Origin of the sequence: Rhizobium sp. 62_C5_N11_2, assembly GCF_051811185.1 — a bacterium.
Taxonomy (GTDB): Bacteria; Pseudomonadota; Alphaproteobacteria; order Rhizobiales; family Rhizobiaceae; genus Rhizobium; species Rhizobium leguminosarum.
Window position 1 is genome coordinate 2,466,362 of the sequence record NZ_JBPWPW010000001.1, and the last position, 20,082, is coordinate 2,486,443.

The window sequence follows — 20,082 nt, forward strand, 5'->3', positions numbered from 1 at the left end:
CACCTCATGGTTTCCAGGATCAGACGAGATGCCTCGCGAAGAAATCCTTCACCTTCGCGGCAGCGCGTTCAGTCGAGTTTCTTCTCGCGGAGGAACGTCGAGACCAGATCGGCGATCTCTACGTTGTTCAAGTCGGAGAACGCGAAGTGGGTGTTGCCGCGGATGCCGATCTCGGGAAGGTGCACGACGGTGACATCGCCGCCATGCCTGTTCACCGTGTCGCGCCACAGACGCGCCATTGCCAGGCGCACCCGCCAGCTGTCCTGCGCCGGCATCGTTGTCGGCTGGTCGGGAATGTTGTCGCCGTAGTAGATGACGATCGGGATCTTCGTCAGTTTGAGAAAGTCGTCCATCGGCACCGGCACGCCCTTCAGCGTGTCGAAGGCGCTCGGCATATCGGCAGGGACCTCGCCTGCCGGAAACACAAAGCTGCTGCCGGGTTCGAAGGCGATGATGGCTTTAACCCTGTCGTTCTTGATGGCCGTTAGCCAGCCCGGTCCGCCGCCCTGCGAGTGAGTGAAAAGAATGCCGGGACCGATTTTCTCGAACAGCTTTGCCACCGCATTCGACACGACGTCCATGTCGAACGGCCCGGTGTTCGGCGTCATCGCGCGAAAATACTGGTTCAGCGCTTCCGGATCACGGGAGAATTGCACGCCGTCGAAATAGTTCGGCCAGATGCCGACACGGAACTGGTTGAACCAGAGCTGCTCGTCTGGCGTCGGCTTCACTGTTGTCTCGGCCATGCTCCGTCCCGCCCCGCCCCGGCGCGGCTGGTCGACGAGATAGGTGGAGAAACCTCGACGCAGGAAGATGTTCTGGAAGCCTTCGCGGCCGTCGGGCGTCGTCTCCCAGGTCTTGGAGAATTGTCCGGCACCGTGCCACATCACGATCGGGTACTGACGCGGGTTTGCCGGCACCTGATAGAAGGCAAAGGCATGATCGCCGTGATAGGTCTGCCCTGCGGGATCGAGAGGTTTCAGCGGGTCGAAGGTTCCGGGCGCCGTTGTGCTGGTTCCTCCGACGGCAAAGCTGCCCTGCTCCTGGATGACCAATGGCTCAGGCTTTACCGCATCGGCAGCCGTCGCCAATGGCGCGGCAAGCTGCGCTGAGGCAAGCAGCAATGCGGCCAGGGTGTTGGACAATCCATATCGCATGTAGGCTTCTCGCTTCGTTTCAGATGGCGAGAAGGTAACGGCATCGGACCGAAAGGATTAGACGCCTCGGACAGCTAGGGTCTATTAGGCAGACTAATTAATCACGAGCTGTTGATAAGCCGTGATGGAATAAAATCGGCATTACTTTCCTCTATAACGGAGCGCATCGACGAACAGGGTGAAGGCGGGAGATGCATGCCGCCTGTTCGGATAGTAGAGATGGTATCCAGGGAAGGGTTGGCACCAGTCCTCCAGAACCCGAATCAGCCGCCCGTCTTCAATGTAGGACTGAACCTGGTCCTCGGGCATGTAGGCCAGTCCCAGCCCGTCCAGCACGGCGCCGATCCGCATGGCGATGTTATTGAACACCATTTGGCCCTCGACACGGACGCGCAGTTCACGTCCGTCCTTCTCGAACTCCCAGGGATATATCGTCCCGTGCGTCGGCAGCCGCATATTGATGCAGTTGTGAGCCGTCAAATCTTGCGGGACATCAGGGCGCGGATGGTGGTCGAAATAGGAGGGCGCCCCAACGACTGCCATGCATACCTCGGGACCGATCCGGACCGCGATCATGTCCTTTGCCAAATGCTCGCCGAGCCGGATGCCGGCGTCGTAACGCTCCGCGACGATATCGGTCAGGCCGTAGTCGACGATCACCTCGACATTGATATCGGGATTATCAGGAAGAAATCGCGCCAATGCCGGGGCGAGAACGGAAATCGCAGGATGCTCGCCCGCCGTGAGGCGAATGGTGCCAGCCGGCCGCTCACGCATTTCGCTCAAGGCGGCGATCTCGAACTGGATTTCCTCAAATCTCGGTCCAACCCGTTCCAGCAGACGTTCCCCTGCCTGTGTCGGCGACACGCTTCTGGTCGTGCGGGTCAAGAGGCGAAGCCCCAGCTTCTCTTCGAGGCCACGCACCGTCTGGCTCAACGCCGATTGCGACACGCCGAGCTTGGCGGCGGCCCTGGTGAAGCTCCGTTCCCTGGCGACGGTGAGAAAGGCGACGAGTTCGTTGAAATTGTTGTCCTGGGGCATTCATTAGTCCGCCTTATAGGTCCATGCGCATTACAGCATCTAAACGAAAGCTGACACGAGGACTAAGTTCACGTCAACTCAACTGCGAGACCTGGGGCAGCCGCTGCGTCCGATGACGCTTCTTCGCCTTCGCCTCGCAAAACAAGCGCGGATACGACCATGAAAATACGCAATATCGGCGATCTCCAAGTCTCGGCACTCGGCCTCGGCTGCATGAGCATGAGCGTCGCCTACGGCCCGCCCGCCGACGAAGGCGACATGATCAGATTGATGCGCACCGCCCATGAGCAGGGCGTGACCTTCTTCGACACGGCCGAAGCCTATGGCCCTTTTGCCAATGAAGAGCTTGTCGGCAAGGCCCTCGCACCGATCCGCGACCAGGTGGTCATCGCCACCAAATTTGGCTTCGATATCGATCAGCAAACCGGTGAACGCCGCGGCGGCACGAACAGCCGCCCCGATCATGTCAAGGCGGTTGCCGATGCCTCGCTGCGCCGACTGAAGACGGATCGCATCGACCTGTTCTACCAGCACCGCGTCGATCCCGACGTGCCGATCGAAGACGTGGCGGGCGCCGTCAAGGACCTGATCGCGGCCGGCAAGGTCAAACATTTCGGCCTTTCCGAAGCCGGCGTTCAGACAGTCCGCCGCGCCCATGCCGTTCAGAAAGTGACTGGCGTCCAGAGCGAATATTCGCTCTTCTGGCGCGGCCCCGAAGCGGAACTGCTGCCCGCCCTTCAGGAACTCGGCATCGGTTTCGTGCCCTTCAGCCCGCTCGGCGCAGGCTTCCTGACCGGCAAGATCGACGAGAACACCAAGTTCGATGCGAGCGATTTCCGCAACATCGTGCCACGCTTTTCACCTGAGGCGCGCAAGGCCAATCTTGCGCTCGTCGACCTGATCAGGCGGATCGGCGATCGCAAGGGCGCAACACCCGCACAGATCGCCCTCTCCTGGCTGCTGGCCCAAAAGCCATGGATTGTTCCGATCCCGGGAACAACGAAGCAGCATCGGCTGGAAGAGAATCTCGGGGCGGTAGACGTCGACCTGCTCGCCGACGACCTCGCCGAGATCGACGCAGCCCTCTCCGGCATCGAGGTCCAAGGCGAGCGGCTTCCCGAGGCAGCACTGAAGATGACCGGCCGATAAGGCTTGTCGCCGATGCCGCCCGCCCTTTCGCTTGGGCTCAGGGCGTTCGGCCCTGCGATCGATTCACTGGATCGATCGCTCACGCTTTGCGAGATCGGGCCTCACCCCCGCAGAAACTGCGATCCCTTGTCGAACCCCAGTCCCGGGAAGATCTTCCCCGTCAAATCATCGGCAGACACATCGAACTGCCGGTAGAGCATCGCCGCGGCGAGCTCGCGCACGTCGGCGGTCGGCATCAGGTCGCGGTCGTCGAGCAACTGGCCGTCGCCGATGCCCGGCCAACGGCCGAGGATGCGGCCGCCGTTGATGGCGCCGCCGGCAAGCAGCGCGCAGCCGCCGGTGCCGTGGTCGGTGCCGCCTGAGCCGTTCTGGCGCACGGTGCGGCCGAACTCCGTCATGGCAAGCACCAGCGTCTTTGCCCAGATCTCAGGCCCGAGCGTGGTCTTCAACGTATTGATCGCCTGCGAAAGGTCCTGCACCGGCCGCTTGAACTGGCCGGCCTGGCCGATATGCGTGTCCCAGCCGCTGATCGAGAAGCTGGCGATGCGGTAATCGCCCTTCAGCATGTTGCCGGCGAGCGCCGCCACATCGGCGATCTTGGCGCCGCGCTGCCCCTCCGGCTCGACCATCATCGAGGCGCTGTCGGCCCGCGTCGCCTCGGCAAGCGCTTCGGCGAACGGCGGATCGCCGGCATAGAGCCGCGCCAGGAACTGCATTTCGTCGCGCGCCGGCGCCAGATTGGAATCCGACGCCCAGACATCGACATTGTTGGGTCCGGAGAGGATCAGCTCCGTCGAAGTGTTGATGTCGATCGCCTTGCGCGCATCCGAGCGCGGAATGACGGCGAGCGCCCGGTTCAGCCAGCCGGTCTTTTCCTCGGCGACATGCTCGCCACCGGATTCCAGCATGTCCTGCCCGTCGAAATGGCTGCGCTGGTCGCGGTAGGGCGTCGACACCGCATGCACGAAGGCGAGCTCCCGGATCTTCCACAGGGGCATCAGCTCGGCGGCCGCTGGATTGAGGCCAAAATGGCCATCGAGATCGAGAAGCCCGGTATCGGGCGTCAGCGCCAGTGTCGGCCTGAGCGCCGCAAAGCCGGCATCGCCATAGGGCTGCACAAGATCCAGCCCGTCCATCGCGCCGCGCAGCACGATGGTGACGAAACGGTTGTCACCCGGCATCGCCGCGAAAGTGACCGGCGTGAAGATGGGGGCGGCGGCAAGACAGCAGGCAGAGGTCAGAAAGCCGCGGCGGGACAGCGAAATCCGGTTCGTGGGCAGCGTCATGGGCGGGGCCTCCTAAGCAGGTTCCGGAAAAGTGTCCAACGGTTTTCCGGCCAGAACCTGCGACAAAACCAAAAAGCTAAGCAGACGAAGCGTTGGCTTGCCAACGAAGGTCTGCTTAGCGGCGATTGAATTCGGGCGATGCCAGCACCAGCGTCAGCCCGCTGATCTTGTTCGGCGCCTGCGATACCACGCGGATCGTCTCGTCGCGGGCGGCATCGGCAAGCGTCGACTTCAGGAATTCACGCGGATCCTGGTCGCGACCGAACTGGGCCGCGGCCCGCCTTGCCCAGGCCAGCCGCTCGGCGAGCTGGCTGCCGGTGATCCAGGCGGAGAAGCCTTCCTCGAAACCGGCCGGGCTCGGCGGCAGCCAGGTCGGCTGCCCCATGCGCTTGAGTGCCCCCTGCCCCAGCGCCCGCGCCGTCTGGAAGGCTTTGAGGCGCTTCTCCCTCGCCTCGCCGGCGGGATCCGTCGGCACCGGCGCTCCTGCCATGCCAGGCGTGTTCGCTGCCATGTCGCCCTCGTCGGTACCCTGCTGGTTGGCGGCCAGGAAACTGCCGACAACGCCGTTGACCGGTCCCGCATTCAACGCCCTCAGGCCGGCGACGACGTAGTCGAAAGGCTGGCGCGCCTTGGCGCCCTCGTCGCGCCAGGCGGCGGGATGGTCGAGCATCGCAGTGTAGACGGCGGTGAGGTCGCCATCCGTTTTCTTCCAGGCTTCGGCCATGTCGGACACCATCCCCTCGTCGGGCTGGTCGGAGATGAAATGCACCGCGAGCTTGCGGCTGATATGCGCCGCCGTCTTCGGATGGAGCGCGAGATCGTCGAGCATGTCGAGATAATCGTCGCGCGAGCGCCTGCGCCCGCCATAGCTGACGCCGAGCACCTCATGCGAGCCGGGTTCTGATATATTTGGCCGGAAGGCAATGTCCATCTCCTTGTGGTCGATGGTGAGCCCCGTCAGTACCATGGCAGCCGCCGTGACGTCCGCCTGGCTATAGCCGCTGCCGGCGCCGAGCGTGTGCAGCTCCAGCAGTTCGCGGCCGAGATTTTCGTTCAGCCCCTTGTTGCGTTTCATGCCGCCGGCCGAATCCGGCCCGAGTGAATCCGCCTGGTCGAGATAGATCAGCATGGCCGGATGGGCGGTGGCATTGCGCAGCAGATCGCCGAACTTGCCTGATATGAACGGCCGGACCGCCTCGGCCTCGTAGAGCGGCACGATGAGGCGCATCGGCAGGCTCTTGTTGGCGCTGGTGGAGAAATGATCGGTCCAGAAGGTCGCCAGCCGCTCGTAGAAGCCGTACGGCGACAACACCGCCTGCATCAGCCGCAGGTTCGCATCATGTTGAAACTGCTGCTGCGCCTGATGCTGCACCCCTTTGCGGATCTCGCGCTGCGTCGTATCGTCGGTCACCGTCTTGGCGTCCTGCCGGATCTGCTTGAGCTGCTGCTGCAGGCTGAGAATCGCCTGGTGGCGCATGTCTGGGCCGCCGAGGGGAAAGTCCGGCATCGCCGCCTCCCCCTTGCGCAGCTGGCCGATGAGCTCGTCCTTGCTGCTGGGCGGCGCCTCGCCCGGCCGGAAGCCATAACCGAACCGGATCGCCGCCATGGTTGGGAAAGACAGGCTCATGGCCGTTCACCTCATGATCACCGCTTAAGCAATTCCAACAAAAGTGCGTCGCGTTTTGTGTCCGGAATTGCGTCAAACAAAAGCCAGAGCATTTCCGTGCCCGGAAATGCTTGAGGTGACAGGCTGCCAGCCGATTGCGACGCCAATCTGTAGGAAATGTGGCGATATCTAGACATGGACGATTTGTAATCTGTTGAAAAGGCTAAAGTTTATGCACGGAAGATGAAGGATGCGCCAATTGCGATCAGGGCAAAGCCGATCGCATGGTTCCAGGTCAGGTTCTCGCCGAGCCAGAAAATCGAGAAGCCGGAAAAGACGATCAGCGTGATCACCTCCTGCATCGTCTTCAACTGAGCCGTCGTATAGACCGCCGATCCGATGCGGTTGGCCGGCACCGCCAGGCAATATTCAAAGAAGGCAATGCCCCAGCTGACGATGATGGCGAGGAAGATCGCGCTGCTCTTGTGCTTCAGATGCCCGTACCAGGCAAAGGTCATGAAGATGTTGGAGGCAAACAGCATGACGACGGGCCAGACGGCGGCGGGAGAAAAGGACATGGAGAAACTCGGGGGCTGTGGAGGAAAAACCGATCCGGCAGGGAGATGCCGGCAGCCCTTACCTAGCATGCCGCCGCGCGACGGCAAGTCCCGGAACGCCCGAGGACGGTTGCCATATCGTCACGCCACCGAGACGACCCGGATGGCCCGAGAATCGCGGCGGCTCGCCTTCCAGCATGACCGTGCTGCGACCGGCCAGCTTGGCCGGCTAAAGCGCGAGTCGGAAAAGCAGACGGCGGCCGAGCGTAAAATCGCGTGGGAACAGAGCATACGAGCCTGATGGAGTGCAAAACACTGTATTAAACACCGGGATATTCGTACTTATCGTCGGAACGATTCAAAGCGTCGGATCTACAGGGGCACATGGATAATACAGCTGCGGCGCAGGAACCCATCACGTTAGCGTCGAGCCACTTCTGGCGGCGCTTCGCGGCCTTTGCCGTCGACGTTATCATCTTTCAAGCTGCTATCCTCATAACAGTCCACTACATCTCAACGGTGTTCTCGCTGGACTTCCGTTTCCCCCGTTGGACCTCCATGGAGTGCACAGAGAAGGTGCCCGATCAGCTTGCAAAAAGAGTTGACACAGGTTGGCCGTTGAAGCCGAACGAATTTCGCACCAACCAGATCTGCGAAGTGCGCCAACTTGGTTTCGGAAAGCAGAGATATCTCCAGGTAGCGGTTCAGATCGAACCGTGGGACTACGTGACGCCAGCTCAAGTGCTGACCATGCCTGTAGACGCAGACAACAATCCGGTAACCAAAACCTTACCAGCCTATGCCGGTTTGATATCCGGCATAGGCAACATTGGGCTGATCGTGCTGGCTTTCGCCTGCTTTTCTGCAAATGGCCGTCGCACATTCGGAAAGGCGGTTTTCTTCCTGAGAGTGCAATCGATCGATAGGAAAGATCTCAACCTCGGCTCCGCCCTTAAACGCGAAATTCTGAAATTCGGCCCGAATTTGCTTTTCAGTGCTACCATTTTCGCAAGCTCGCTGTTTCCGATCTATCCGACGCAAGACTTCGACGCATTGCTTGCCATGTTCCACGACGGATACATACCTTCCGACAAGGGTACGACTGGGTTGTACGTCATCTGGACAATAGCGGCCATGGTCTGGTGGCTCTTCCCGTTCATCGTCTGGCGGGGACAGGCATTTTATGATCGAGTCTGCGCCTGCGACGTGGTGAGCGCCTAACGGGCGGCTGCGATCAGATATCAGCCCGCAAGGAAAGGCCGGCGACAAGGGCCGCCGGCCTTCGTAACCGCAGGCAGCGCTAGATTCGCATCGCGCCATGCGGTTCCTCGGCCTCCTCCGTGCCGAAGCGGACATCCTTCTTCTCGTAGCCGAAGCTGGCAAGGGCCGCGACGATGAGCGCCACCACGGCCGCGACGATCAAGAGCGCATAGGCATAGTCGCCGTCCCAGCGGGCGGCCAGCCCCGCCTGCAGCGTTGCATTGCCCGAGGCGAGCAGGTTACCGAGCTGGTAGGCGAAGCCGGGAAAGGTGCCGCGCACCTCGTCCGGGGACAGTTCGTTCAGATGCACCGGCACGATGCCCCAGGCGCCCTGGACGAAGAACTGCATCAGGAAAGCGCCGATGGCGAGCAGCACCGGCCCGGGCGCATAGGCCCAGAGCGGCGCGACGGGCACGGCAATCAGCGCGGCGATGACGATGGCCTTCTTCCGGCCGATCCGCTGCGACAGTGCGCCGAAGAACAGCCCGCCGCAGATCGCCCCGATATTGTAGACGATGGCGATGGCGCCGACCGTATAGCTCGAATAGTTGCGCTGGGTTTCGAGGAAAGTCGGGTAGATATCCTGCGTGCCGTGGCTGAAGAAGTTGAACGCCGTCATCAGGAGCACTGCCCAGATGAACAGCGGAATATTCTCGCGCAGCACCGTCAGGAATGGTCGCCGCCCCTTGGCCTGCCGCTTCAGGAAGGCTGGGCTTTCCTCGACATTGCGCCTGATGTAGAGCACCAGCAGCGCCGGCACCGCGCCGACAAAAAACATGCCGCGCCAGCCGATGGCCGGGAAGAGCAGGAAGAACACGATCGAGGCGATCAAATAGCCCGAGGGATAGCCCGCCTGCAGGATGCCGGAAACGATGCCGCGGCTTTCCTCCGGCACCGTCTCCATAACAAGCGAGGCGCCGACGCCCCATTCGCCGCCCATGGCGATGCCATAGAGCGCCCTGAGCATAAGAAACATCGTGAGCCCCGTGGAAAAGCCCGTCAGGAACTCGAACAGCGAATAGAGCAGCACGTCGGCCATCAGCGTGATGCGTCGCCCGTAGCGGTCGGCGGCCAACCCGAAGATCAATGCGCCGAGCGCCCGCATGGCAAGCGTCAGGAAGATCGCCACCGAGACGGCGGGAACGTCGGTATGGAATTCCTCGGCGATATATTTGAGAACAAAGACGAGAATGAAGAAATCGAAAGCGTCGAGCGTCCAGCCGAGATAACTGGCGATGACGGTATTGCGCTGCTGCGGCGTCAGCCGGCGCAGGCTTTCCAAAGCGGACATCTGATATTCCTCCGTCCGAAAGCGGCGGCGAGGCGGGCAATTCCGGATGCCGTCGGAAGGGGTGCCCGAAACGGGCGGGTGATGCTGTTACGGCTGCGTTTGCAGTCCGAGACAGCGGGCAATAACGTCAGCAATGCTGCCCCTGTTCCATCACGAATGCCGTGATCGGGTGGCGTCCCACGCGGCTCCTTGTCGCAGGCATACGACCGTCCAGCGCCCTCTGGCGTTGGCGCAACGGGCTGCCACGAATCTCTTCTCCCCAGTGGGGAGAAGGTGCCGGCAGGCGGATGAGGGGGTGAGCGGTAACCGCGAATGCACTGAGCGCAAGCGAAGGGCAATCAATTAACCGAGAGAAAGCGACGAAAAATCAATAGGGTAGTGCCGTTCCGCCCCCTCATCCGACCCTTCGGGCCACCTTCCCCCCGCTGGGGAGAAGAGGGAGCAAGCAGCACGCCTCCCGCTCTAAAAGGGGCGGCGCTACCCATCAACCGCAGCCGGTTCACCAGCGCTAACCGCCGCCCGGCACCCTGCCCCGGCACGCCCACGCCACCGATGCGAACGACCGTGGCCCATCGGGCTCGCCGGCCTCGTAAGCGGCCCTGACGGCGCTATCGACCGCTTTTCGCTTCGCCGGGTCGAGCCCCGCGACATATTTGCCGAGCGGTCCCTCGCCTGCGGCGATGGGATCCCAGTAATCCTCGAAGGAAAGATATTCCATCCGGATCAGCAGCGAGGTCTCCTCGACATCGGCCAGGCCCTGCGCGATGAAGCTCTCCTGCATTTCCCCCGGCCGCATCATCGGCTGGAAACAATATTTGCGCCGCAGGGGCAGAGCGTTTTCGTCGAGCATCGCCACCGTATCCCACATCATCCGCATGCCGGACATGCCGCCATAATGGTCCCAGACGGCGGCGGCGACCACGCCGCCCGGGCGCACCACACGGCGCATCTCGGATATCGCCTTTCCCGCCTCTGGCACGAAATGCAGCACGAGCAGCGACATCGCTCTGTCGAAGCGATTATCTTCGAACGGCAGTGCACAGGCATCGGCCTGCCGGATCGTGATCCGCGGATCGGTGTTCCGCCGCGTTGCGGCCTCGACGAAAACCGGCGAATAGTCGATGGCGACGATCTCCTGCAGACCCGGCGTTTCCGCCAGCGTGAACGCCAGGCTGCCGGTGCCGCAGCCGACATCGAGCACGCGATCGCCATCCGCGAGACCGGCGAAATCGACCAGCATCGGCGCCAGCTTCCTGCTCCAGCGCCCCATCAGCCGTTCATAACCATCGGCACTTTCGACATTGAAACTCGACGGCATTGAAGTCTCCCCTTCAAGGACGATGGTCTGCCGACGGACAATAGGATTCCCCAGCAACCCTCGCAAGCGGAACAGCCTTCTCACCCGACCTTCGCGTCCGACCAGTAGCGCTTCGGTGCGCGCCCGAACACACGCTTGAACGCGTTTCCGAAGGCGCTTTCGGAGGAATATCCGAGTGCCGCGGCAAGGCCGGCGACCGAGACATCCTCCCGGCGCAGGGCTTCGCGGGCGCGATGCATGCGCCAGCGCGTGACATAGTCGAGGGGTGCAACGCCGACCAGTTCCTTGAAACGTTGCGCAAAGGCGGAGCGCGACATGCCGATCCGGGTCGCCAGCGCCTCGACCGTCCAGCGATGGCCGGGGCTGTTGTGGATCAGGCTGATCGCCGCGCCGATCTGCGGATTTGTCAGCGCGCCGATCCATCCTGTTTCGGCAGCACCCTCCCGGCCCACATAGGCCCGCAGCGCCTGCACGAGCAGGATGTCGCCCATGCGCCGCGTCATCAGCGTCGAGCCCATCTGCCCGGCCTCGAGTTCGTCGTCGAGGGTTGCGAGCGTAATACCGAGGAGCGCGGCAGCGCGGTCGCTCGCCGGGATATGAATGAACGGCGGCAGCGCGTCGAGCAGCAGCCGGGCGTTGCCGCCTCCGATGCCGAAGCTGCCGCCGATCAGCGCGGTCTCGCCACCGCCGTGCCGGGCGATGTTGGAATGCTCCCAGTCGAAGAAGGCAATCCCGTCCTCCGGCTCCCTATCGAGATCGTTGGCAATCACATAGGCGGGCGCATTGGCAAGCAGGAAGGTGTCGCCCGCGACAAGCGAAAATGGCGGCTCACCCGGCAGAACGATCGAGCACGCGCCGCGCAGGACTGCAACGAACTTGAGCGCGGGCTTGGCCGGAAAACGAAACGCCCATTGCCCTCCGACCTCGAAACGTGTGCAGCGCGCACTCTCTACATCGAGCAGCGAAAAGACATCGGACAAGGGATCGATCATGGGTTCTGGACGATCTCGACGAAATCATGGAGCAACCAGCATAGATTCTCCAGGCGGCACCTGCAATCCTCAAAAGCACAAAGGAGAACGAAGATGCCTGATATCAAAGACAAGGTTGTTGCAATCACGGGCGCCAGCAGCGGCATCGGCGAAGCCACGGCGCTGCTGCTGGCCGGGCGCGGCGCAAAGCTCGTGCTTGGAGCCCGCCGCGCCGACCGGCTGCAGGCCGTGGCGCGACGTATCACCGAAAACGGCGGCGAGGCCGTTAGCCTCTCCGTGGACGTGAAGAAGCGCGAGGACCTCACAGCTCTCGTGGCGCTTGCCTGCAACAGCTATGGCAGGATCGACGTGATGATCAACAATGCCGGCATCGGGCCGATCTCCCTTCTTGATGAACTGCGGGTCGAGGATTGGGAGGAGATGATCGACGTCAACATCAAGGGCCTGCTCTATGGCATCGCCGCAGCCTTGCCGGTGTTCCGCCGGCAGGGTTCCGGCCACTTCGTCAACACACTCTCGACCGCCGGCCTCATCATCAAGCCGACCATGGCCGTCTATGCCGGCACGAAAAACGCCATGCGCACCATCGCTGAAGGCCTGCGGCTGGAGGCCGGCCCGCATCTGCGCGTCACCAACATCTCGCCGGGATTTATAAGAACCGATTTCACCGGCTCCATGACCAGCCCAGAGATCAAGGCCGAGATGGCAAAGCGCATGGACGAGATGGCAATTTCACCCGATGCCATCGGCCGCGCCATAGCCTTCGCCATCGAGCAACCCGCCGATGTCGATATCAGCGACATCGTTGTTAGGCCGACCGCTCAGGCCTGAGGTATCGTTGGCAGCGGCGACTCCCGTCTATCTTGAACAGCAGGACAACCGCCATGCGCCGTGGGACGGTCGATCTGCCAGTCCAGCGCTAAATTCTGCGATGTAGAGTTCGGACATGCCTTTGCTCTCCGTCATGCCCGGGCTTGACCCGAGCATCCACGCGGCACCCGTGAGCGGCCATGGCGTTGATCCGCGGCTTAAGTGTATAGCTCAAGGATGACGGAGAGTGTGGCCAAGGCCATCATCACCTGTCGGTGACACCGGTCAGATCACCGGTGTCACAGCGAACTCACCCAGCCGCCTTATCGAGCACACTCCAGTCAAAACCGCGTGCCCAGTCGGCGTAGCTGTGCCAGCCGACATCGGGGAAGTCGCGGCGCAGGGCGGCGATATCGGCGTCGTAGCCGGTACGGTCGAACCATTCGAACATCAGCGCCGTATCCTCGCTCTGCTGCCGTATCGCCGCGATCGGCAATTCCCGGTAAGTGATTGGGCGGCCGAGCACCTCGGACAGGATCTTCGCCTGCTGCGCGCCGGACAATTCGTCGCTGGCAATATCGAAACGCTTGCCGAACACCTGCTCGCGCCTCTCGGCCAAGGTCGCGACGAAAGCGCCGATGTCATCGATGGTGACCTGTTGCAGCACGCGGGCGGGCGGCAGCGCTGCGGCATAGACGCCTTGGCGCAGCCCGTCGATCGCCCAGGGCGCCACGGTGTTCTCCATGAAGGCGACGGGCGCGCTGATCGTGTAGGGAATGCCGAGGCCTGCAACGTGCTTCTCGACGAGATGCTTGCTGTCGAAATGCGGTATGCCGGTCTTCTTGTGCGCATCGGCGACGGACGAATAGATCAGGTGGCCGATGCCGGCGGCCTTTGCCGCATCGGCGGCGGCAATGCCCTGACGGGTTTCCGCGTCCGTTCCGGCTTCGTAGCTGTTGCCCATCAGGAACATCGCGTCGACGCCCTCTGCTGCCGCCGCCACGGATGCCCCGTCATCGAGATTGCCGGCGACGACCTCGACCCCTGCCGCAGCCAGCCGCTTTGCGCCATCGCTCTCCGGCCGGCGGCTGATTGCCTTGACGCGGTGGCCTCGCGCGATCAGCGCACGCACGACCGCGCCGCCTTGCTGGCCGGTGGCGCCTGTGACCAGTACGCTTCGTGTATTGCTCATCTGTCTTCTCCTTGTTGTGACTGATGCAGCAGAGGTAAGGCCTGTCGTATTGAACCATAATGGCCTATAATTGGAAAACATCGTACCAAACCAGGATACAATGCTCGATCTCAACGATATCATGATTTTCGCCCGCGTCGTCGAATCGGGCAGCTTCACCGCCGCCGCGCGCTTGCTCGGCATGCCGAAGACGACGGTCAGCCGCCGTATCGCCGCACTCGAGCGCGAACTCGGCATCCGGCTTCTGCAGCGCACGACCCGCAGCCTCAACCTGACGGCTTCAGGGCGTCTCTACTACGAAGAAAGCAGCCAGGCGCTGCGCACGATCGAGGGCGCCAACCAGCGGCTTGCCGAAGCGCGTTCGGAGCCTGCTGGCACGATCCGTATATCGGCGCCGGTCGGCTTCGGTGGCCACTTCCTCCAGGATGCGATCTTCGAATTTCTTTCGAGCTACCCGAAGACGAGCGTCGAGCTGCGCCTGACCGACGACAGGCTGAACCTCGTCGAAAGCGGTATAGACCTCGCCTTCCGCACCGGCGTCCTCGAAGATTCTACCTTGGTGGCCCGCAAACTCGGTTCGATGCACCGCCTTCTCTGCGCAAACCCGGACTATCTCGCCCGCTGCGGCCCACCTGGTGTGCCTGAAGATCTCGCCCGCCACGACTGCGTCATCGCCGGCCAGGCCACACATGCGCAATGGTTGCTGGAAGGGCCGCACGGTCAGGAAACGGTCGCGGTTTCGGGCCGCTTCGCCGCCAACGAGATGCAGGCGGTGATGGCCGCCGCGATCGCCGGCCATGGCATCGCCCAATTGCCGCACCGATTCGCCGAAGCCTGCATCAAGGACGGGCGGCTGCGCCGCGTTCTCGACGGCTATACGACCCCGGCCGGCGGCTTGCATGTCGTCTATCCCAGCAGCCGACACCTGCCGCCTTTGGTCAAGGCATTCATCGAACTGGCCGTCAGACGGCTGAACGCCACGGGAATCGGCGGCGGCGATGATTTCGCGATCGTCTCGCGCTAGAACAGGATGTCGTCCGAAAACCGCTCACACTTTTCGGCATCATGCTCTAGGAAATCCGCCCGCTCTCGCGCCGTCACACCTCTTTCAGCACCACCTTGCTGTCGAGGCTTCCGATCAAGGTCGCGCTCGCCTGGTTGAGGCCCACGACCTCCACGGCGATGCCGTGCACCCTGAACCGTTGAACGACCTTGTCGAGTGCGGCAACGGCGGTGATGTCCCAGAAATGTGCCTCGGACACGTCGATCAGCACAGACCTGCCGATCGCATCCTGAACGTCGAAGGCTTCGACGAAGACGTCGGCGGAGGCAAAGAACACTTGGCCGGACACGCGATAGGTCAACCGCCCGGCAGCTTGGTCGGGCGCCACGTCAACGCGCAGCAGGCCGGCAACCTTGAAGGTGAAGAACACGCCGCTGAGCAGCACGCCGACCGTCACCCCGAGCGCCAGATTGGCGGTGAAGACGGTGACGACAACGGTTGCCACCATGACGGCGCTCGACATCCTGGGATGAACCACAACGGATCTAAGCGACGACCAGTCGAACGTGTCGATCGACACCATGACCATGATCGCCACCAGCGCGGCGACCGGAACCTCGGAGACCCACGGCTTCAGGAGCACCATCAGGATCAGCAGGAACGCGCCGGCAAATAGCGTCGAGAGCCGGCCGCGCCCACCATATTTCACGTTGCTCACCGTCTGGCCGATCATGCCGCAGCCGGCGATACCTCCGAACAGGCTCGCGGCCGCGTTGGCGAGGCCGAGACCAGTGCATTCACGGTTCTTCGAGCTTGGCGTATCCGTGAGATCGTCGACGACGCTCGCCGTCATCATCGATTCCAGCAACCCGACCATGGCGATGGCAAATGCAGGTCCGGCGATGATCCGAAACGTTTCAACCGTCAGCGGCACCGCCGGCCAGCCGAAAACAGGCAGCGAATCCGGCAGCTTGCCGAGGTCGGCGACGGTGAGAACGGGAAGTCCGAGCGCCATCGAAGCGACGGTCAGGATCAGGATGCAGATCAGCGGCGACGGGATCGCGGTGGTGATCCGCGGCGTCAGGTAAATGATGACAAGCCCGGCAATCAGCACGGCATATTCCATCCAGCCGGCGCCGACAATATGCGGCATCTGCGCGGCAAAGATCAGAATAGCCAGCGCATTGACGAAGCCGGTGCGGACGGATTTCGACACGAAGCGCATCAACACGCCAAGCCGCAGCAGGCCGAAGGCGATCTGGATTAACCCCGCCACCAGCCCGGCCGCAAAGAGATAGGGCAAGCCGTGGGCATGCACCAGCGGTGCCGCGACCAGCGCCACCGATCCGGCGGCGGCCGAAATCATCGCCGGGCGTCCGCCGGTAAAGGCGATGACGATGCCGATCACGAAAGAGGCGAACAGCCCGACCTCGGGATCGACCCCGGCCACGAACGAGAAAGCGATCACCTCGGGGATCAGAGCGAAGGTCGCCACCGCTCCGGCAAGCATTTCGCGCATGGGATTGGCGGACCAATCACGACGGATGGAGGAAAACAGCATAGGATGGATTCTCGCAAAGCACGGCCGGACCCGCTCTGCCGAGCGGTCGCGTAATGGCATGCAGGTTTTGCGTTGTCTGGCGGATCGGCGGCCAGAAGAGCCACCCGGGGTCTCACCGGGTCCGTGGTGAATGCCTGTTGTATAGACGAGATTTTTATCGCAGTGCAACATTCAATTGCGCTGAAATGAAAAGCACAGAAGTCGACGAGCACCCTCAGACACCCGAAGCGCGCGCTGCTTGCGCCCCTCTGGATTGTGGAGCCCTCACTGCCAGAGGAAGTCCGGCCCGGTGCTCTGCGACGTCAGCTTGAGCGTCCCGTCCGGCTGAACGACATAGGTCTCGAACACACGGTAACCGAAATCGCCAAGAAAGGTATTCTTGACCACCGTTCCCGGACGATAGGGCGAATGGAGGACCTTTCCGCCATAGGTGAGGCTGCCCGGAAGCGGCTGCGGATCCCCTGCGCTGGCGCAGGCCGAGAGGGCGAAAAGAACGCCAATGAGCGCGTATTTCATCCGGACTATCTCCTCGGGCAGGCAGTAGCGGCCTGAACGACGTCGATCTCCTTCTTATCACAACGCAGCTTGCTGCTGTTCACAAAGCAGCCTTGCTGCTGTCGAAGTTTTTGCGTCGCTCCTCCGCCCGCGAGAGTGCGCTGGCGATCCTCTCATCGGTGAAGGGCTTGGAGATCACATCAAGCGCGCCTTCGATACCGTGACCGACATTCTCGGGACTACCGGTCACGAAGATGACGTCAACCCGATGTCGGTCGATCAACCGGCGCGCGAGCTGAGCGCCGCTCAGCCCGTCGGAGAGACTGAGATCGACGAGCGCGACGTCACTTCTTTGAGCGTGGGCGAGAGCCTGCTCCACCGTCGAAACCGGGCCGATGGTCTGGTGTCCAGCCTCTTGCGCAATGCGTTCGAGTTCCAGAGCGATAAAATTCTCGTCTTCAACAATCATGACTTTCATGAATAAGCCTCCTCATAGACGGGCTGTTAGGCGCACTACCGGTAGCGGGTACAACGCAACCGTCCCCGGAATGTTTCCACTTTGAGAAGAAAAATTTGGCGATCGGCGGTCAGCGCCGCGTTACCGGTTCTGCTATTGGTCCTTGTGGAGGAACCAGCCGATAGCGCGGTCGCTCCGGCATCGGGAAAGCGGCAATTGCCGCACGGAATGAATCCGGGTGATCGCTCCTTCGTCATCCGTATCGACATTCATGCAGGCGCAGGCATAGCCGTGACCGGCATTCGTGTAGACATATTCGCCGTTCGTCAGGTCGGGAATCTCGTCCATTCCCTCAGCCGTGGGACCGCCTGTATTGTCCATGATGCTCCAGCCGCCATCGGCATCGTTCAGCGACCAGGTTCGTGTGGCGGGATTGTCCAGCCAGCCGCAGCGCTGCTCGGCTTGCGCCGCAGCGGGCGTCAGAATCATCATCAGAACAAGCACATGCAATCTTCTCATCGGCCCCTCCGCGTCGCCGGCCACTATGCATGGGCCGTGAGCGGCAAGGCAACGGCTCTATGGCGGGCGACGCGAAGATTCGGCGGCGCGGCACGACGGATCGGAGCTCCCCGGCCGTAATCCGCCGCGCTCACGATTTCTCGTTTGCGCTCTCGGCCCGAAACGCCGCCTCTCCTGCATCTGACACCTCGACCCATTTCTTATCGGGCTCGGCGTCCGGCATATAGCTGTCGTGCCAGTTCCACCACTTGTAGGTCGGGGTCTGGGGATAGCCCTTCGGCGAATCCTCCCAGACCTCCTGGCGTCCGAGCGGCGTGATGTCGAGGTAGTTCCAGGTGCCACCCATCTGCTCGTCGCCGCGGTTGTTGATGAAATAGGTGCGGAAGATGCGCTCGCCGTCGCGGTAGAACACGTTGGTGCCGTGCCACTCGTCGACGCCGAAGTCCTTGTCGAAGCTGTCGGTGATCGTGACCCACGGCATCGTCCAGCCCATCCGCGCCTTCAGCCGTGCAATGTCGGCCTGCGGCGCGCGCGAGGCGAAGACCAGCGTCGTGTCGCGGGCGTTGAGATGGGCGACATGGGCAACCTGGTCGGCTACCATCGAGCAGCCGCGGCAGGCATGTTCGGGCCAGCCGAACACGCCGGGCTCGTAGAAGGCGCGGTAGAGGATGAGCTGGTGTCTGTTGTCGAACAGGTCGAGCAGGCTGACCTTGCCCTGAGGTCCCTCAAACGCATAGCCCTTCTCGACAGCCATCCACGGCATGCGTCGGCGCTCGGCGGCCAGCGCGTCGCGGGCGCGGGTCTCAGCCTTTTCCTTCACGAGCAGTTGCTCGCGCGCCGCCTCCCAAGCCTGCGGCGACACGACCGGTGGTTTATGCATGGTTTGTCCGCCTTTTCCATTCTCGGCTGAAACAGTCATGGCTTTCAATCTCCTCATTAGGGCGATTTCCCGGGCTTGGAAGCCGGTTCATCACGCATTGGTCTGAGATAGTTTCGCATCGGAAATCGAACAGGGGGAGTAACAAGTGTGACCGTATTCCCTGGAGCCGTCGGTCATAGCCGTGGCGCGTGCGTGGTGCTGGCCGGGAGCGCGTCCATTAGCGTAATCTTGTTTACGAATGGGCCGCGTGCTAGAACGCAACACGGCGCATACGAACCCTGATCAAACCGAGATCGTGCCCGTGAATGTTTTAATCGCGACTGTTGCTGCGCTTATCATTGGCGTTATGCCCTCATGGGCAGGTCCTTTGCACGACGCGGCCAAGGACGGCGATATCGCCCGCGTCACACAGTTGCTGAGCCAGAGCTCCGATCTGTCGGAGCCCGATGAGGCGGGCGAGCCGGCGCTGATTATCGCGTCATTGGCGGGCCGTGCCGATGTCGTCGCTCTTTTGCTGGATCGCGGCGCCGACATCGAAGTTCGCAACAAGGGTGGGCTGACGGCACTGCATGCGGCAGCCTATGGAGGAAATCTGGAGGTGGTGAAACTGCTTGTCGCAGAGGGAGCTGATGTCAACGACAGGAAGAATTTCTATCAGATGTCGCCGCTGCACGGCGCCGCCGAAGAAGGCCGTACCGAGATAGTGGCTTTTCTCTTGACCAATAATGCGGATGTCGAAGCGACGGAAAGAAACGGGTACACGCCTCTCACTCAAGCCGGGTGGCGGGCGCATTGGGATACGGCCAAATTACTCATGGAAGCCGGTGCTGTTTGCCAGAAAGCCGAGCTTGTGGGCGAACCGCTCTACAAGGAATGCACCAAACGGCAATAGCATTTCGCTGAGGTAACAGACCGCGTCCGGGAACGGAGCTTGTTATGTCTTATCATGTGCAAAAATGCGGCCATGTGCAAAAATACGGAAAGCGCATGGGCGTGGCTGTTGGCGCTGCGGCCATGCTGCTTTCCTTCCTTCAGCCCCCCTTCACTCAGGTTATGGCGGCGGAAGATCTCGTCAATACCGGCTATTTCGGCGATGTCGCGATCAAGGGCTATGACCCGGTCGCCTATTTCACTGAAAACCAGGCCATCGAAGGATCCGAGACATATTCCTACCACTGGCTTGGCGCGACCTGGTATTTCGCCAGCGCTAGAAATCGCGATCTCTTCAAGGGCGATCCGTCCAGATATGCGCCGCAATATGGCGGCTATTGCGCCGACGGCGTGTCTTTCGGGACAGTGACCACCAATATCGATCCCAAGGCCTGGCGGATCATCGATGGCAAACTGTATCTGAGCTATGATCCCGGGGCTGCAGAAGGCATGGAGAAGAACCCGACCAAGGTGACCGACTCGAAGAAACATTGGTCCGAGGTTCAGCAGACACTGATTTCGGAGAAGATGCATACCGTCTGGCAGCAACCGGCTACGAAATGAAGCCGCCATGCCTG

General features: G+C 62.0%; 20 protein-coding genes and 1 other annotated feature. Of the genes, 6 read left to right on the top strand and 14 right to left on the bottom strand.

Annotated features, from left to right (window positions below):
- Positions 1-68 precede the first annotated feature (68 nt).
- Positions 69-1,157, bottom strand: a complete 1,089-nt coding sequence (locus AB8B31_RS12450; RefSeq protein WP_047621039.1) for an alpha/beta hydrolase — start codon at positions 1,155-1,157, stop codon at positions 69-71.
- 141 nt (positions 1,158-1,298) lie between these two features.
- Complete coding sequence (locus AB8B31_RS12455; protein WP_018447217.1) at positions 1,299-2,198, bottom strand: LysR family transcriptional regulator; 900 nt, start codon at positions 2,196-2,198, stop codon at positions 1,299-1,301.
- Positions 2,199-2,357: 159 nt separating this feature from the next.
- On the opposite strand from AB8B31_RS12455, the gene AB8B31_RS12460 reads away from it, so the two are divergent.
- The gene (locus AB8B31_RS12460) at positions 2,358-3,347 is read left to right on the top strand and encodes an aldo/keto reductase (protein WP_047621041.1); all 990 of its coding nucleotides are present in this window, start codon (positions 2,358-2,360) and stop codon (positions 3,345-3,347) included.
- 101 nt (positions 3,348-3,448) lie between these two features.
- Here AB8B31_RS12460 and AB8B31_RS12465 read toward each other — a convergent pair whose 3' ends face one another.
- From AB8B31_RS12465 to AB8B31_RS12475, 3 genes are all read right to left on the bottom strand, one after another.
- Entirely contained in the window at positions 3,449-4,633 is a 1,185-nt protein-coding gene (locus AB8B31_RS12465; RefSeq protein WP_018447215.1) for a DUF1501 domain-containing protein, read from the bottom strand.
- Between the two features lie 115 nt (positions 4,634-4,748).
- Positions 4,749-6,260, bottom strand: a complete 1,512-nt coding sequence (locus AB8B31_RS12470) for a DUF1800 domain-containing protein (RefSeq protein ID WP_130652610.1) — start codon at positions 6,258-6,260, stop codon at positions 4,749-4,751.
- 209 nt (positions 6,261-6,469) lie between these two features.
- Positions 6,470-6,817: a DMT family protein gene (locus AB8B31_RS12475; protein WP_003560330.1), complete on the bottom strand. Its 348-nt coding sequence runs from the start codon at positions 6,815-6,817 to the stop codon at positions 6,470-6,472.
- Between the two features lie 363 nt (positions 6,818-7,180).
- Between AB8B31_RS12475 and AB8B31_RS12480 the strand changes: the two genes are divergently transcribed.
- Positions 7,181-8,017: an RDD family protein gene (locus AB8B31_RS12480; protein ID WP_003560332.1), complete on the top strand. Its 837-nt coding sequence runs from the start codon at positions 7,181-7,183 to the stop codon at positions 8,015-8,017.
- A gap of 79 nt (positions 8,018-8,096) precedes the next feature.
- Here AB8B31_RS12480 and AB8B31_RS12485 read toward each other — a convergent pair whose 3' ends face one another.
- The 3 genes from AB8B31_RS12485 to AB8B31_RS12495 all read right to left on the bottom strand — a co-directional run bounded on the left by AB8B31_RS12485 (position 8,097) and on the right by AB8B31_RS12495 (position 11,657).
- Positions 8,097-9,347 carry an MFS transporter gene (locus AB8B31_RS12485; RefSeq protein ID WP_018447212.1) on the bottom strand — a complete coding sequence of 417 codons (1,251 nt, stop codon included), beginning with the start codon at positions 9,345-9,347 and terminating at the stop codon, positions 8,097-8,099.
- A 508-nt stretch (positions 9,348-9,855) separates the two neighbouring features.
- Complete coding sequence (locus AB8B31_RS12490) at positions 9,856-10,665, bottom strand: class I SAM-dependent methyltransferase (RefSeq protein ID WP_047621043.1); 810 nt, start codon at positions 10,663-10,665, stop codon at positions 9,856-9,858.
- Positions 10,666-10,745: 80 nt separating this feature from the next.
- Positions 10,746-11,657 (bottom strand): AraC family transcriptional regulator, encoded by a 912-nt coding sequence (locus tag AB8B31_RS12495; RefSeq protein WP_130652612.1) that lies wholly within the window; start codon positions 11,655-11,657, stop codon positions 10,746-10,748.
- Positions 11,658-11,750: 93 nt separating this feature from the next.
- Between AB8B31_RS12495 and AB8B31_RS12500 the strand changes: the two genes are divergently transcribed.
- Complete coding sequence (locus AB8B31_RS12500) at positions 11,751-12,488, top strand: SDR family oxidoreductase (RefSeq protein WP_047621044.1); 738 nt, start codon at positions 11,751-11,753, stop codon at positions 12,486-12,488.
- Between the two features lie 289 nt (positions 12,489-12,777).
- On the opposite strand, the gene AB8B31_RS12505 is transcribed toward AB8B31_RS12500, so the two are convergent.
- Positions 12,778-13,659: an NmrA/HSCARG family protein gene (locus AB8B31_RS12505; RefSeq protein ID WP_047621046.1), complete on the bottom strand. Its 882-nt coding sequence runs from the start codon at positions 13,657-13,659 to the stop codon at positions 12,778-12,780.
- A gap of 100 nt (positions 13,660-13,759) precedes the next feature.
- Between AB8B31_RS12505 and AB8B31_RS12510 the strand changes: the two genes are divergently transcribed.
- Positions 13,760-14,683 (top strand): LysR family transcriptional regulator, encoded by a 924-nt coding sequence (locus tag AB8B31_RS12510; protein ID WP_130652613.1) that lies wholly within the window; start codon positions 13,760-13,762, stop codon positions 14,681-14,683.
- Positions 14,684-14,756: 73 nt separating this feature from the next.
- Here AB8B31_RS12510 and AB8B31_RS12515 read toward each other — a convergent pair whose 3' ends face one another.
- From AB8B31_RS12515 to AB8B31_RS12535, 5 genes are all read right to left on the bottom strand, one after another.
- Positions 14,757-16,223 (bottom strand): SulP family inorganic anion transporter, encoded by a 1,467-nt coding sequence (locus tag AB8B31_RS12515; RefSeq protein ID WP_130652614.1) that lies wholly within the window; start codon positions 16,221-16,223, stop codon positions 14,757-14,759.
- A 70-nt stretch (positions 16,224-16,293) separates the two neighbouring features.
- Positions 16,294-16,349: a sequence feature (sul1 is cis-regulatory element that is thought to sense ions involved in sulfur or methionine metabolism; They are found in Alphaproteobacteria), on the bottom strand.
- 138 nt (positions 16,350-16,487) lie between these two features.
- Positions 16,488-16,739 carry a hypothetical protein gene (locus AB8B31_RS12520; RefSeq protein WP_018242499.1) on the bottom strand — a complete coding sequence of 84 codons (252 nt, stop codon included), beginning with the start codon at positions 16,737-16,739 and terminating at the stop codon, positions 16,488-16,490.
- Between the two features lie 79 nt (positions 16,740-16,818).
- Positions 16,819-17,196: a response regulator gene (locus tag AB8B31_RS12525; protein ID WP_018074478.1), complete on the bottom strand. Its 378-nt coding sequence runs from the start codon at positions 17,194-17,196 to the stop codon at positions 16,819-16,821.
- Positions 17,197-17,328: 132 nt separating this feature from the next.
- Positions 17,329-17,694, bottom strand: coding sequence for a DUF4087 domain-containing protein (locus AB8B31_RS12530; RefSeq protein ID WP_028733171.1), 366 nt, complete (start codon positions 17,692-17,694; stop codon positions 17,329-17,331).
- Between the two features lie 130 nt (positions 17,695-17,824).
- Positions 17,825-18,613, bottom strand: a complete 789-nt coding sequence (locus AB8B31_RS12535) for a DUF899 domain-containing protein (protein WP_130652615.1) — start codon at positions 18,611-18,613, stop codon at positions 17,825-17,827.
- A gap of 208 nt (positions 18,614-18,821) precedes the next feature.
- On the opposite strand from AB8B31_RS12535, the gene AB8B31_RS12540 reads away from it, so the two are divergent.
- Entirely contained in the window at positions 18,822-19,466 is a 645-nt protein-coding gene (locus tag AB8B31_RS12540; RefSeq protein ID WP_026188431.1) for an ankyrin repeat domain-containing protein, read from the top strand.
- Between the two features lie 95 nt (positions 19,467-19,561).
- Positions 19,562-20,068, top strand: coding sequence for a YHS domain-containing (seleno)protein (locus AB8B31_RS12545; protein WP_028733173.1), 507 nt, complete (start codon positions 19,562-19,564; stop codon positions 20,066-20,068).
- The last annotated feature ends 14 nt before the right edge of the window (positions 20,069-20,082 follow it).

Bases quoted from the DNA above. Each gene is read 5' to 3' on its own strand.
- AB8B31_RS12450 (WP_047621039.1), bottom strand. From the start codon at position 1,157: ATGCGATATGGATTGTCCAACACCCTGGCCGCATTGCTGCTTGCCTCA.
- AB8B31_RS12455 (WP_018447217.1), bottom strand. From the start codon at position 2,198: ATGCCCCAGGACAACAATTTCAACGAACTCGTCGCCTTTCTCACCGTC.
- AB8B31_RS12460 (WP_047621041.1), top strand. From the start codon at position 2,358: ATGAAAATACGCAATATCGGCGATCTCCAAGTCTCGGCACTCGGCCTC.
- AB8B31_RS12465 (WP_018447215.1), bottom strand. From the start codon at position 4,633: ATGACGCTGCCCACGAACCGGATTTCGCTGTCCCGCCGCGGCTTTCTG.
- AB8B31_RS12470 (WP_130652610.1), bottom strand. From the start codon at position 6,260: ATGAGCCTGTCTTTCCCAACCATGGCGGCGATCCGGTTCGGTTATGGC.
- AB8B31_RS12475 (WP_003560330.1), bottom strand. From the start codon at position 6,817: ATGTCCTTTTCTCCCGCCGCCGTCTGGCCCGTCGTCATGCTGTTTGCC.
- AB8B31_RS12480 (WP_003560332.1), top strand. From the start codon at position 7,181: ATGGATAATACAGCTGCGGCGCAGGAACCCATCACGTTAGCGTCGAGC.
- AB8B31_RS12485 (WP_018447212.1), bottom strand. From the start codon at position 9,347: ATGTCCGCTTTGGAAAGCCTGCGCCGGCTGACGCCGCAGCAGCGCAAT.
- AB8B31_RS12490 (WP_047621043.1), bottom strand. From the start codon at position 10,665: ATGCCGTCGAGTTTCAATGTCGAAAGTGCCGATGGTTATGAACGGCTG.
- AB8B31_RS12495 (WP_130652612.1), bottom strand. From the start codon at position 11,657: ATGATCGATCCCTTGTCCGATGTCTTTTCGCTGCTCGATGTAGAGAGT.
- AB8B31_RS12500 (WP_047621044.1), top strand. From the start codon at position 11,751: ATGCCTGATATCAAAGACAAGGTTGTTGCAATCACGGGCGCCAGCAGC.
- AB8B31_RS12505 (WP_047621046.1), bottom strand. From the start codon at position 13,659: ATGAGCAATACACGAAGCGTACTGGTCACAGGCGCCACCGGCCAGCAA.
- AB8B31_RS12510 (WP_130652613.1), top strand. From the start codon at position 13,760: ATGCTCGATCTCAACGATATCATGATTTTCGCCCGCGTCGTCGAATCG.
- AB8B31_RS12515 (WP_130652614.1), bottom strand. From the start codon at position 16,223: ATGCTGTTTTCCTCCATCCGTCGTGATTGGTCCGCCAATCCCATGCGC.
- AB8B31_RS12520 (WP_018242499.1), bottom strand. From the start codon at position 16,739: ATGAAATACGCGCTCATTGGCGTTCTTTTCGCCCTCTCGGCCTGCGCC.
- AB8B31_RS12525 (WP_018074478.1), bottom strand. From the start codon at position 17,196: ATGAAAGTCATGATTGTTGAAGACGAGAATTTTATCGCTCTGGAACTC.
- AB8B31_RS12530 (WP_028733171.1), bottom strand. From the start codon at position 17,694: ATGAGAAGATTGCATGTGCTTGTTCTGATGATGATTCTGACGCCCGCT.
- AB8B31_RS12535 (WP_130652615.1), bottom strand. From the start codon at position 18,613: ATGACTGTTTCAGCCGAGAATGGAAAAGGCGGACAAACCATGCATAAA.
- AB8B31_RS12545 (WP_028733173.1), top strand. From the start codon at position 19,562: ATGGGCGTGGCTGTTGGCGCTGCGGCCATGCTGCTTTCCTTCCTTCAG.